This window comes from Trabulsiella odontotermitis, assembly GCF_001297775.1.
GTDB classification, from domain to species: domain Bacteria; phylum Pseudomonadota; class Gammaproteobacteria; order Enterobacterales; family Enterobacteriaceae; genus Trabulsiella; species Trabulsiella odontotermitis.
In genome coordinates this window covers 1-13,205 of sequence record NZ_LIFX01000003.1, presented here as the reverse complement: position 1 = coordinate 13,205, position 13,205 = coordinate 1, and the positions used below count along the sequence as shown (strand labels likewise).

Genomic DNA, 13,205 nt, shown 5'->3' with positions numbered 1-13,205 from the left:
TCACGAAATGTTATTTTTAAAGGTAAACAAAAACGGCGGAATATGCCATTTTTCAAAATAGACGCACATGATGGACGAGCCTGAACCGCTCGCATGGTTATTAAATGAATGGCCTGTCGACCATGCGCAGAAAACCGTTAATCAGCACGTTTTTTGTCTCAAATAGTGCCGCAATCTCACTGACGACTTTCCCGCTTTCGGCCACTTTCCAGGCGACTGATAATGGCGATGGCCGTCGCGGGTTGATCACATCCCGCACCACCAGCGCGCCGGACTCCACATACGGTCGACACATCCGCTCAGGCAGAAAGCCCACACCCAGCCCACTTAAGTGGCAGGCCAGCTTGGTACTGAGATCCGGCACTTTGATCTCTTTTTGCCCGCTGAGCAGCCAGGCGACACGCCGCGTTAAGGTCCGCGAGGTATCTTCGATATTGATGGCCGGATAGCGCCGCAAAATATCGTCGGACAACACTGGCGCCGGATGTTGCGCCAGCGGATGAGACGCGGCAATGACAAATTGCCAGCCAATTTCCCCCAACGGTAATAATGAAATATTGTTGGAAAGAGATTCAGACCCCGTCACGCCAATCGCCAGATGAAAATCGTCATACAGAAGAGAATCCCACACTCCCATATATACCTGGCGGGAAATCTGAAAGCGGGTAAAGGGATATTGTTGATGTAACCAGGTGAGTAAATCTGCCGCGGCCTGTGGCTGATACAGCAGGTTATTAATCACAATATTGATCTGCCGTTCCACGCCTTCACTAATTTGCTGAAGCTCATCCGGCATGGCGTCCAGCCAGTTCAGCCACTGGCGGCAATGCTCGAGTAGATGCTGACCAGCCAGGGTCAGGCTGACCGATCGTGTGGTACGGAGAAACAACTGCGTACCTACCTGTTCTTCCAGCGTTTTGATCCGGTAGCTAATCGCGGCGGGCGTTTTGTGTAACGAGCTGGCGGCGCGGGAAAAGCTCTCTGTCTCCGCTACCCGAATAAATGTACGAATCGTTTCCTGATCGAGCATGCCTACTCCTGCGCGGACTCATCTGTAACCATTTCAGCGCAACCACCATTCCCACCAGCATATCCGCCCCCGAAGTATGCCCGACAGCCAGCAAACGCCGGATAGCAGGTAGCGGGTCGCGCCCGTGTTGTAAATGGCGCACGACGCGTAACACTGGAGAGGAAAACGCCCCAACGCGTGCACTGTTAAGATAGCTACAGCTTACCGACGTTGTTAATAATGCAAGTTGATCGGCAGAGGGTAAAAAGGGATGTTGCTGAATATATGATGAAAATTGTGAAGCAAACAGCACGGCCATTGCCCCCACTAACATGTCGTCGCCGCTGGGTGTTAAGCCAGGTCCGAGCCCTGTTAACGCTAGCCAGTCAGGTTTTTCTCCGCAAGACCATCGCTGCAACCCCTGCAGCAGGGACTGGCATGGCGGTGCGTTGAGAGATAGCTGATGCAGCGGACCACACAAGCCGCTGACAGCGCAGAACGAAGAGAGATCCGGAAGCACGAGGCAACCGGGTGTGATGGTCAGCGTCAGCACGCGTCGGGCGCTGAGCGGCATTCCATTGATGAATAACGTCTGTCCCTGTTTTTCAAACGCCGTCACCATGGAAAGCCGGGCGAAATCGTGCGTGGAAAGCAATATACCCACTGGTCCCATGCCTTTCCCGTAGCGGTAGAAGGTCAGCAGCGCTCCGCTGGCGTGACTGAAATTAACTGCCTGAGTGAAACGACTGTGCAGTGTCCATTGCCCTTCAGCAAGGCGATCCAGCCCTGCCGACGCCATTGCAATTCTCATCGTGATCGCTCCGGGGCGGCGATGCCGCCCCCTCTTACTGTCAGGCACTGATGTGATGCAGTTCCGCCAGCGCTTCTAAGGCTTTTTCGAAACACAGCAACGGCGCACGCACGGTACCGGCACCGACCTGGCCAATTCCGGCCTCGCGATGGGCAATCCCGGTATTAATGAGCGGTGTGATGCCCGTTTCCACCACACGGCGGATATCCAGCCCCAGACACGCGCCTTTGAAATCCCAGGACGGGATCTGGAACAGCGGGTTGTGGTCGAGGTAGATCTCCGCCATCTCTTCGGAGGTTTCCAGTGCCGCACCCATGCCGCCCGCGCCCACGAAGCGTGTAACACCGGGTGCCGCGATCATTGCCGCGCCGCCAATACCGAGCGTTTCGGTAATGGCGCTGTCGCCGATATCCGGGTTAGCGTCCTCCTGGCTGTAGCCTGTGAAGAACAGCCCTTGCGGAGTGTTAACCGGTGCGGTAAACCAGCGATCGCCTGTACCGCTGACGCGGATCCCAAACTCTCGGCCATTACGCGTCATCGCGGTCACCACCGAGCCGGCTTTGATTTCTGCCGCGGTATCCATCACCGCTTTGCTGTAGGCCATCGCCAGGTTGAGGAAGAACTGATCGGTCACGCTCAGGAACTGCAGCACATCGGCGATTTCGTTTTTATCGCGATTCAGTCGGGCGATAACCGGCGACAGCGCGCGCAGCAGCAGTGAAGAGGCCGCAATATTACGCTGGTGGAATTCATCCCCCATGGTGATGGCCTGCGCCATCATGGCGGTCAGATCGACACCATTTTCCATCTGGCTCAACGCATCCTGAAGCACCGGTGCCAGCGTATCGCGCATCCAGCGCAGGCGCTGCTGCACATCTTCGCCATAAGCACCAAAACGCATGACTTTGCCAATCCCTTCATTCAGGTTGCAGCAGGACTGGTTGCCGTGAACGACATCGCGCACCACCAGCACTGGCATGGTCGCTGAGGTGATCCCTCCCATCGGACCGACGGCACCCACGTGATGACACGGAATAAATTCGATTTCTCCCTTTTCCAGCAGTGTTACCGCATCTTCTTCACACGTAACCCATCCCTCAAACATCGCCGCGCCAATGCAGGCGCCACGCATCGGTCCCGTCATCTCTTGCCATACAATCGGTGGACCAGCGTGCAGCAACTTACGCCCCTGAGCCAGCACAGGCACTGCCTCTTTTGCCGGACGTACCGCAATCCAGTGTGGACGCGCCGCTTTGATTCTCTCAATAATGGCTTCATTAGCCTGTGCAATAGATGAATACATATCCGTACCTCTGAACTTAACGTAACTGTTTGAGTAAACTGGCGAGACGCGCATTGCCACCAGCAACAGGCGCCCATTGATAGTGCACCACCGGGGTGCCGCTGCTCTGTAGATCCAGTGCGAAACTGCGCAGACCAGCATTGATGACCTGCACGCCATCAAGCAGGGTAAAGTGTGCGTTGTCCTGCGGGTTTTGCGGCGGTTGGGTAAGGCTCACGGCCAACAGCACGGCCTCCTCCAGCGTTTCCACAACGGCAATCCCGGCAGCGCGCAGTTTTTCTGCCTGTCCGTTACGCCCCTGCGGATCCTGTTCAGTTCCGGTGAGCGTGGCGATAGTCACCAGCGGTGCCGTCGCGCCGCGCTTCGCATTGACCTTCTCAATAGCGTCCACCACCGCACCGGCAGGATCGTCACAAGCGCCATAGCCGAGCACCACGTCGAGCAGTAGCACGCCGATCTGCGGTGTGGCCGCCAGTTTTTCAATTTCGATGCTACGGGTGGTGGGATCGATCATCGGATGCGGGCGACCGAGGGTATAACTGTCATCCCCGAGATCAATGATCCGATGACCACCGTTTTCCAGCATCACGCCGTTCGGGTGTTCCGCACTTAACGGGATATTCAGGCTGGCAGAGAGCAGCATTGCCGCTTCGGCAGCCAGCGTACCGCCCGCATAAAGTCCACAAATGGTTTTTCCAGCAACCTCGGATTGCGCCTGCCGTTGTTGCGCCACACGAGACAACAGCACGGCCAGATGAGCCGCATCCGACAATGAGTTCGCCAGCCAGACATTGCCTTCACGACGATGTTCTGGCCTGGCACCAAGGAACAGCGCTACCACCGGTTTTTTCAGCTGCTGCATGGCGGTGAGAATACGTTCGCGCACGGCGGGCGCAGGAGGTTTAGAGACGAAAGCGATCACCTGTGTAGCGTCATCAGCCGCCAGCATCTCCAGCGCTGTCAGAGCGCTGATACCACCAACGTCAGCACTGAGGTCGCGTCCACCGAGACCGATAGCATGGGTGATCCCCTGCTGATGCAGTGCAATCTGCGAGGTGATTTCCTGAATCCCTGTCCCGGAGGCACCGATGACGCCAATGTCGCCGCAGGGCAACACGTTGGCAAACGCCAGTGGACTACCGGCAATCATCGCTGTGCCACAATCCGGCCCCATCACGATGAGCCCACGAGACTGTGCCAGTTTCTTAAGTTCCACTTCCTGCGCCAGTGGTACGTTGTCAGAGAACATCATGACGTTTTTGCCCGCCTGCAGCCCTTCCCGCGCCACGTCGGCGGCGTATTCACCGGCAACTGACACCAGCAGCAAATTGGCCTGTGGCAGTTTCTGGCACGCACTCTCCCAGCGTCGGGCTTTGATAAGCTGACGGGAATTGCCGGACGCGCTGGCAATCTCGCTCAGCTCTTTTTCAAGTTGCTCACGGATCAGCTCAAGGATCCCGGGTTGCTCCTGTTCAGTCCGCACAGCGACGCAGATGTCATTCGGCGTCGCCCCGGCAAAATCGTCGTGCCAGAAACCGGTGGAATCGAGCATCGACTTATTTGCCGGTGTTCCCATCATGACCGAAACCTGATCAACTTCCGGGCGTTCACTGAGTTTGCGGGAAATAATCATCAGGCTCACCGAGTCCTGAAAACTTCCCTTCTTAATAAAGGCGTAAATCATTACCGCTACCTCTTTATGAGCGTTTTTCTTTTAAAAACAGCATGCCGATAAGACCGACAACCAGCAGCGCCGCAGAGACATAAAAACTGGAAGCCAGACTTCCTGTAATATCCCTGGCCGCGCCAGCAATAATGGGAGCCAGAATTGAAGAACTCATGCCGATGAAATTAAACAGACCAAATGCGGTGCTGTAATTATTTTCATCCACACTGTCTGCCACCAGTGCAACCAGTACCGGATCGAGGGCCAGTTTACCGACCAGACCATAGACACAGAGAGCGACAATGACGCCAGTCATATTCGGCATCCAGACGATCGACAGCATACTGATAATGGCGACCGGCACGAGGAACATAATCAGCGGTTTACGTTTGCCTAATTTGTCAGAAAGGCTTGAGAACAACAGCGCACCAGGAATAGAAATCCATGCTACCAGCGATGAAATAAATCCTGTTTCGCTACCGGCAATTCCACGTTCGCTTTGTAAATAGTAAGGAAGCCAGGTCAGAATAACGAAGAATCCGAACAGACTGCAGAACACCATAATATAGGTGATAATCAGATTGCGGTTTTTCAGCAGGTCGCTAAATTTGCCTTTTTTCACCGCCTGACCGGTTTCATCCGTGGTGCGTTTTTTCTCTTTAACGAATAACCAGATAGCCACGCCGACGAGAACAGAAGGCACCGCCATGGCATAGAACGGCATCCGCCAGGAGTGGCCCTGATCATAGACCAGCCAGCTCGACGTCATCAGGCCGAGCGCAATACCAAACGCCATTCCGCTATTAATAATGGCGCTACCCAGCGAACGGAATTTTTTGGGGATCTGCTCAGACGACAGGCCATACTGCGGGCCATAGTAAGTGCCTTCCCCCGCCCCGGTCACCACCCGGGCAAACAGCAACGTATACCAGCTTTTCGCCCAACCTGTCACCGCCGTAAATACGCCAAACAGAATAAACCCTGGTACCAGCACTTTCTTTTTACCGATTTTATCGCCAAGAATTCCAGCGGGTACCTGAAGTAAAGCGTAGGAAAAATAAAACACGGAATTTAATATCCCTAACTGTGTTCCGGTTAAACCAAACTCTTTTTCCAGTTCCCCCATCACAGGGTTAAGTACGGTGCGATCGGCATACATAAAGATCCACCCCAGCCAGAACAGAAAAACGGTCACCCACCAGGCTGGGATCCCTTTTCGTTGTGTGACCTCTGTCACCTCGGATGTTTGAGACATAAGCACTCCCCGGTAATTACAACCGTATTAACGCCCCTGTTTACAGGGATTGATGTTTAAACTGTCTTTAACTTATCGGCCATGAACATCAATTCATTTGAGCAAAGTCACACTAAAATCATTGTTATAAATTTCTGCGAGTACGGCTCATTATTATTAAAAAAAATCTAACAATCATCTTTAAATAATTTTAAATAAAACGCCACCGCACCAAGATAATTCCTGAGTTATTTTTGATGGTATTTAAGTTGCCGAATAAATCACAAATAAAAGCGCTGAGGATATTATTTTGTCATCGAAATACTTTTTATATTTTTTGAGGCAACAATGAAAAAGAAACTGGTTATTGCCCTCGGCGGCAACGCATTACTTCAGCGTGGAGAAACGTTAAGCGCAGAAAACCAACAGCGCAGCATTCAACTCTTTGCCAGCATAGTCTCCGCGCTGGCGCGGGATTATCAACTGGTTATCGTGCACGGCAACGGGCCGCAGGTGGGTTTACTGGCATTACAGAATGCGGCATATAAAGAATCTCCGGCCTGGCCGCTGGATGTGTTAGTTGCCGAAAGTCAGGGCATGATTGGTTTTGCCATCACCGAAGGGTTGTCGCAGTACGCGGATGCACCGCCGGTCACCACGCTGCTCACCCGGGTGGAAGTGGATCCGCAGGATGCCGCCTTTTCTGCGCCAGGAAAATATATTGGCCCGGTGTATCCTGCCGATCAAAAAACCGCACTGGAGCAGCAACACGGCTGGCAGGTGAAAGCCGATGGCGAGTATGTTCGTCGCGTTGTTCCCTCGCCGACGCCGCTTAAAATTCTCGATTCAGACGCCATTAAGACCCTGATGGAAGCCGGACATCTGGTGATCTGTTGCGGTGGCGGTGGCATTCCGGTGGTGGCGCAACAGAACGGTTTCAAAGGGATTGAAGCGGTGATCGATAAAGATTTAACCGCGGCAGTGCTGGCGCAATCCATTGATGCGGATTATCTGCTGATCCTGACCGACGCTGATGCCGTTTATCAGGACTGGGGCACACCGCAGGCGCGGGCGATTCGCCATGCCACCGTCGAAGAGTTGATGCCATTCGCCGCCCCGGACGGTGCGATGGGGCCAAAAGCGGCGGCAGTGATCCAGTTTGTGAAACAAACTGGAAAACCAGCGTTTATTGGTGCGCTAAAAGATGCGCCTTACGTACTGACTGGCGAAAAAGGCACCTGCATTCGCTAAAATGATTTACAGATAGTTATAAGGTGCGAATACCAAACGGCAATAAGAGCGCTTATGTAATCATTATATAGCGCTCTTATTTTCTTATCTTTAACGCCCGCCTGCTTAATAACCACCTAAAACAAACTTTCTTTCCTGTGACACAGATCACATTCATCCACCCGGGCTCATGCAAACATCGCAGCGACGTAACGCATTGTTTTATATGTTTATTTTATAATTTCTCGTTATTCATCACGCTCATAAATAAGACAGGGACAAACACATGCCACAGCAGGGATTGCGCTTCACTCTCGAAGTGGATGGCCAGGAGCCGGATACTTTCGCTGTCATCAGCTTCGGCTTAAAACAGGACTATTCACTTCCGTTTGTCCTTGATGTCGACGTCGCCAGTGATTCCTTCAGGCAGACCGCAGAAACATTACTCGAAAAAAACGCCACCCTTACGGTCTGGCAGGGGCAGCAGGTGCTGCGCCATATCAGCGGTGTCATCGCCACCTTCGGCACAAAAGAGAATAATGGCTGGCAGATGCTGTACCGCTTCGTCATTCGCCCTCCCCTCTGGCGCTGCAGCCTGCGGCAGAATTTCCGCATATTCCAGCAACAGGATATCCTGGCTGTCTCCGACATCCTCCTCAGGGAAAACGGTGTCACTGACTGGACTGACGGGTTTAACGATGACCATCCGCCCCGTGAATTCTGTGTACAGTACGGTGAATCAGACCTCGCGTTCCTGACCCGTCTCTGGGCTGAGGAAGGTATCTTCTTTTTTGACAAATCTGCCCCGGATACACCGGAACAAAAACTGACGCTGTGCGATAACGTCGCCGGACTCAGATGCCTGACTGACCCCGTCGCCTTTAACCCGAACACCACAACGGACGTTTCAACAGAATGCATCAGCGTGTTCCGCTATGAAGCCACCGTCAGTCCCTCTTCTGTGCAGAGCCAGGACTACACCTTCAAGGTTCCCGACTGGCCGGGTATTTATGACCATGAAGCCGACAACCTGAACGGCCAGCGGGCACAGTACGAGATTTTTGATTATCCCGGCCGCTTCAAGGATGAGCAGCACGGAGAGAATTTCACCCGTTACAGAATGGAAGGCTGGCGCAGCGGTGCCGAAACGGCCACCGGTGTCAGTAATTCACCCGGACTGTGGCCGGGAACCCGCTTCACCCTTTCCGGACATCCGTCTGTCAGTCTCAACCGGGAATGGCAGGTGGTGAGCAGTTCCCTGACAGGCATACAACCTCAGGCTCAACACGGAAATCAGGGCGCCGGAACCTCACTCACCAACCATTTCACTGTCATCCCCGCAGAACGCACCTGGCGTGCCAGACCCCATCCAAAACCGAAAGTGGATGGTCCGCAGAGTGCGGTGGTCACCGGGCCGGCAGGGGAAGAGATTTTCTGTGACGAGCACGGACGGATACGGGTGAAATTCCTGTGGGACCGTTATCACGGCGGCACGGAAGACAGTTCCTGCTGGATCCGTGTCTCCCAGGCCTGGGCCGGGGCCGGTTTTGGCAACCTGGCCATTCCCCGCGTGGGTCAGGAGGTCATTGTGGATTTTCTCAATGGTGACCCTGACCAGCCCATCATTATGGGCCGCACCTACCATGAAGATAACCGCTCTCCCGGAGACCTGCCGGGCACAAAAACGAAGATGACCATTCGTTCCAAAACCTATAAAGGGGATGGGTTTAATGAGCTGAGTTTTGAGGACGCCACCGGCCAGGAGCAGGTTTATATCCATGCGCAGAAGAATATGGATACCGAAGTGCTGAATGACCGCACCACCGATGTGAAAGTGAACCATACCGAAACCATTGGCGGCAACCAGGTTATTACCGTGCAGCAGAACCAGGTGCAGACGGTGGTGCAGAACCAGAAAGAGACCGTGGGGCAGAACCAGAGTATTACTGTCGGCCTGAACCAGGCAGAAACGGTGGGGGTGGTCCGTGCACTGACGGTGGGTGTGGCGTACCAGACCACGGTAGGCGGTGTGATGAATACCTCGGTGGCGCTGACACAGTCCTCTCAAGTGGGGATACAGAAGTCGTTGCTGGTCGGTAAGGGTTATAACGTCAGCGTCGGGGAGAATGTCACCTTTACGGTGGGTAAAAGCAAAACCGAGAGTACCGGGAAGGTGGCCGTCTATTCCGCCGGGGAACATCTGGAGTTGCGTTGCGGGCAGGCCCGGCTGGTGCTGACGCAGGACGGCAAAATATTTCTTAACGGTACTGCGATTAACCTCCAGGGTATGCAGACCATCAGCGGCGACGCTCTGATGATCAACTGGAACTGCGGTATTGCAGAAGACCCACCGAAAGCGCCGCAAGAAAACGGCAGTTCGTCGCCGGATATGCGGCAGTACTGAGCCCGCGACAGTACAAAACGATAAATAAAAAATAAGCATTACATTCAGCAAAACAGAAGGACTGGAACATGATCGGAAAACCGGCAGCACGTCAGGGTGACGGCACCATGACAGGTGGCCCAATAATCCAGGGCTCGGCGGGGGTGATGATTGGCGCACCGACCGGCGTGGCCTGTTCGGTCTGTCCGGGCGGCATGACCTCCGGCAACCCGGTCAATCCGCTGCTGGGCGCAAAGGTACTGCCCGGCGAAACCGATATTGCCCTGCCCGGCCCGCTGCCGTTTGTACTCTCGCGTACCTACAGCAGCTACCAGACCAGAACACCTGCCCCGGTGGGTGTGTTCGGCCCCGGCTGGAAGGCGCCCTTTGATATTTGCCTGCAGATACATGATGCGGAACTGATACTCAACGACAATGGCGGGCGCAGTATTCATTTTCATCCGTTGTTTCCGGGGGAAACGGCCTTCAGCCACAGCGAGTCCTTCTGGCTGGCGCGGGGTGGCGTCCCGGCACTGCACGACAGTAACCCGCTGAGCACACTCTGGCAGACACTGCCGCAGGATATTCGCATCAGCCCGCATATTTATCTTGCAACCAACAGCCTTCAGGGTCCCTGGTGGATCCTGGGCTGGTCTGAGCGCATTGCCGGGCCGGAGGAAGCGCTGCCCGCCCCGTTGCCGCCGTACCGGGTGCTGACCGGTCTGGCGGACAGTTTCGGGCGGACAATGACTTTCCAGCGCGCCGCATCCGGCGCATTCTCCGGAAACATTACCGCCGTGACAGACGGTGCAGGCCGCCATTTCCGGCTGGTGCTGACCGCCTGTCAGGACGCGCCCCCCGCCACGGGTTATGGCGCAGACAGTGGCGTTCGCCTCGCCGAAGTGTGGCTGTCCCGCGACCCGGAATACCCGGATAACCTGCCCGCCGTTCCCCTGGTGCGTTATGAATATTCATCCCGGGGTGAACTGGCGAGGGTGTATGACCGCAGCGGTACTTCAGTTCACGACCTGACCTATGACATGCAGTATCCGGGACGGATGGTGGCACACCGCTATGCGGGCAGGCCGGAAACCAGCTACCGGTATGACGTTGCCGGGCGCGTGACGGCGCAGCATAATCCGGAAGGCTTAAGTTATTCCTATGTTTATGAACACAATCGCGTCACTGTCACCGACAGTCTGGGCCGCCGGGAGGTACTGCACACCGACGGCGACGGCGGGATGAAACGGGTGGTGAAAAAGGAGCATGCCGACGGCAGCATCACCCGCAACGACACTGACATCGCCGGCAGACTGCTGGCGCAGACGGATGCGGCGGGCCGGAAAACCGAATACCGGCACAGCCCCGCCTCAGGTCAACTGACGGCGCTCGTCACACCGGATGGCAGGCTGACGGAGTTTTGCTATAACGCCCGGCGCCAGCTGACCAGCACGGTCCACCCTGACGGGCTGCAGAGCCGGCAGGAATATGATGACCACGGCAGACTGACGGCTGAAACCCTGCGCAACGGCAGTACGACCCGTTATTTTTATGATAATCCGCGCAGCGAATATCCTTCTTCCACCGAAGATGCCACCGGCAGCCGGAAGCATATGACCTGGAGTCGCTACGGTCAGTTACTCACCTTTACCGACTGCTCCGGTTATGAAACCCGCTATGAATACGACCGCTTCGGGCAACTGACGGCAGTGCACCGGGAAGAAGGTGTCAGTCAGTTCCTTACGTATGACAGCCGGGGCCGTCTGACCTGTGTAAAAGATGCACAGGAACGCGAAACTCACTATGAATACAACGTGTCTGGCGATCTGACAGCGACCACACTCCCTGACGGTAGTCGCCGCGAAAACACGCATGACGCCCGGGGCCACATCCTCAGCAGCACACAGGACGGGCTGACGCGGCGGATGCAATACGACGCTGCAGGCCGGGTCACGCAGCTCACGAATGAAAACAACAGCCACACAACGTTCACTTATGATGTACTGGACAGGCTGACGCAGGAAACCGGTTTTGACGGCAGGACGCAGCGTTACGGCTACAGCGCCACCGGGCTGCTCATCCGCAGTGAAGATGACAGCCTCATTACCTGCTGGCACTATGACGCAGCAGACCGACTGACGCACCGCACGGTGAATGATGAACCGGCGGAGCAGTGGCGTTACAGTGAGCGCGGCTGGCTGGCTGAAATCAGCCACGTCAGTGACGGGCACCGCGTCACTGTGCAGTACGGGCACGACGACCAGGGCCGTACTGTCCACGAACGCCAGAGGGTGCATCACCCGGACACGGGTGAACTGGTGTGGCAGCATGACACCCGGTACGATTACAACGACAGCGCACTACTGAACCGCATCACACCGGATAACCTGCCCCCGCTGGAATGGCTGACGTATGGCAGCGGTTATCTGGCTGGCATGAAACTTGGTGATGAACCACTTCTCGACTTTACCCGTGACCGCCTGCACCGCGAGACGCAACGCAGCTTTGGTAATTACGAACTGACCACGGCATACACGCCGGGCGGCATGTTACAGAGCCACCACCTGAACATTCCCCGGCTTAACCGTGACTACATCTGGAGCGCTGACGGGCATCTTGTCCGCATCAGCGGGCTGAATGAACAGCGTGATTATCAGTACGGTCCCGCCGGTCGGCTGCGCAGTACGCATATTAAATCAGCGCATCATGACCTGACGCAGTGGACCCTGACCGACCCGGCGGGCAACCGGATAGCGGAGCGGGATGAATACCCGATGCTGCCGGATAACTTCCGGAATAACCGTACCGGTCAGGATGTGGATAATGTCTACCATTACGATGAACACGGCAGACTCACTGAAAAGGGTGAGCGTCGCCCCCGTCCGCGTGGCAGCCTTTCTCATCATTATGGCTATGATAACCAGCACCGGCTGACGCATTACCGTCAGTTGCAGCACGGCAGTCTGCTGACGGAAAGCCGGTATATCTATGACCCGACGGGCCGCCGCACGGGTAAGCGGATATGGGAATGTACGGTCTGTGACGATGGTTCGTGTACAAAGCCGGAACTGAAGGAAACCGTATGGTACGGCTGGGATGGCGACCGGCTGACCACCATGCAGACAGACACCGTCCGTATCCAGACGGTGTATCTGCCGGGCAGTTTTACACCATTAATCCGCATTGAAACCGCAACCGGAGAGCTGACGAAAGCCCGCCGCCGCACGCTGGCGGAAAAACACCAGCAGGAGGCGGGAATGGTGTTTGTACCGGAACTGGTGGCAATGCTGGATAATCTGGAGCGGGAACTGAAGGCGAACCAGGTCAGCGGGCAAAGCCGGCAATGGCTGACGCAGTGCGGGCTGACGCCGGAGCAGATGAAAAACCAGATAGAGCCAGAGTACAGTCCGCAACGGAAAATCCACCTGTATCACTGCGACCACCGAGGCCTGCCGCTGGCGCTGATTAACGCTAACGGGGAGATAGTCTGGAGCGCAGAATTTGATGAGTGGGGGAATATGTTGCGTGAGGATAACCCCGGCAATCTGCAACAACTTATCCGGTTGCCG

At 55.5% G+C, this 13,205-nt stretch carries 8 protein-coding genes; 3 read left to right on the top strand and 5 right to left on the bottom strand.

Annotation, left to right across the window (positions count from 1 at the left end; translation table 11 throughout):
• Positions 1–100: 100 nt before the first annotated feature.
• Genes allS through AOY23_RS03595 form a run of 5 tightly spaced genes read right to left on the bottom strand, consistent with a single transcriptional unit; the run spans position 101 to position 6,044 of the window.
• Positions 101–1,030, bottom strand: coding sequence for an HTH-type transcriptional activator AllS (gene allS / locus AOY23_RS03610; RefSeq protein ID WP_054177474.1), 930 nt, complete (start codon positions 1,028–1,030; stop codon positions 101–103).
• A complete protein-coding gene (locus tag AOY23_RS21495; RefSeq protein WP_072170913.1) occupies positions 930–1,820 on the bottom strand; it encodes an oxamate carbamoyltransferase subunit AllH family protein in 891 nt (296 codons plus the stop codon). Before AOY23_RS21495 ends, allS begins: the two co-directional genes overlap by 101 nt.
• Before the next feature lie 40 nt (positions 1,821–1,860).
• Positions 1,861–3,123, bottom strand: a complete 1,263-nt coding sequence (locus AOY23_RS03605; protein WP_054177473.1) for a YlbE family protein — start codon at positions 3,121–3,123, stop codon at positions 1,861–1,863.
• 16 nt (positions 3,124–3,139) lie between these two features.
• Positions 3,140–4,807, bottom strand: a complete 1,668-nt coding sequence (locus tag AOY23_RS03600; protein ID WP_054177472.1) for an acyl-CoA synthetase FdrA — start codon at positions 4,805–4,807, stop codon at positions 3,140–3,142.
• Positions 4,808–4,820: 13 nt separating this feature from the next.
• The gene (locus AOY23_RS03595) at positions 4,821–6,044 is read right to left on the bottom strand and encodes an MFS transporter (protein ID WP_054177471.1); all 1,224 of its coding nucleotides are present in this window, start codon (positions 6,042–6,044) and stop codon (positions 4,821–4,823) included.
• Positions 6,045–6,371: 327 nt separating this feature from the next.
• Here AOY23_RS03595 and AOY23_RS03590 point away from each other — a divergent pair, with 327 nt between their 5' ends.
• From AOY23_RS03590 to AOY23_RS03580, 3 genes are all read left to right on the top strand, one after another.
• Positions 6,372–7,274: a carbamate kinase gene (locus AOY23_RS03590; RefSeq protein ID WP_054177470.1), complete on the top strand. Its 903-nt coding sequence runs from the start codon at positions 6,372–6,374 to the stop codon at positions 7,272–7,274.
• 265 nt (positions 7,275–7,539) lie between these two features.
• Positions 7,540–9,657 (top strand): type VI secretion system Vgr family protein, encoded by a 2,118-nt coding sequence (locus AOY23_RS03585; RefSeq protein WP_054181222.1) that lies wholly within the window; start codon positions 7,540–7,542, stop codon positions 9,655–9,657.
• Positions 9,658–9,725: 68 nt separating this feature from the next.
• Positions 9,726–13,205: DUF6531 domain-containing protein (locus AOY23_RS03580; protein WP_054181314.1), on the top strand; the 3,480-nt coding region annotated here is incomplete at its 3' end.

Excerpts from the sequence above, each read along its gene's own strand:
- AOY23_RS21495 (WP_072170913.1), bottom strand. The coding sequence starts at position 1,820 with ATGAGAATTGCAATGGCGTCGGCAGGGCTGGATCGCCTTGCTGAAGGG.
- allS (WP_054177474.1), bottom strand. The coding sequence starts at position 1,030 with ATGCTCGATCAGGAAACGATTCGTACATTTATTCGGGTAGCGGAGACA.
- AOY23_RS03585 (WP_054181222.1), top strand. The coding sequence starts at position 7,540 with ATGCCACAGCAGGGATTGCGCTTCACTCTCGAAGTGGATGGCCAGGAG.
- AOY23_RS03605 (WP_054177473.1), bottom strand. The coding sequence starts at position 3,123 with ATGTATTCATCTATTGCACAGGCTAATGAAGCCATTATTGAGAGAATC.
- AOY23_RS03590 (WP_054177470.1), top strand. The coding sequence starts at position 6,372 with ATGAAAAAGAAACTGGTTATTGCCCTCGGCGGCAACGCATTACTTCAG.
- AOY23_RS03600 (WP_054177472.1), bottom strand. The coding sequence starts at position 4,807 with ATGATTTACGCCTTTATTAAGAAGGGAAGTTTTCAGGACTCGGTGAGC.
- AOY23_RS03595 (WP_054177471.1), bottom strand. The coding sequence starts at position 6,044 with ATGTCTCAAACATCCGAGGTGACAGAGGTCACACAACGAAAAGGGATC.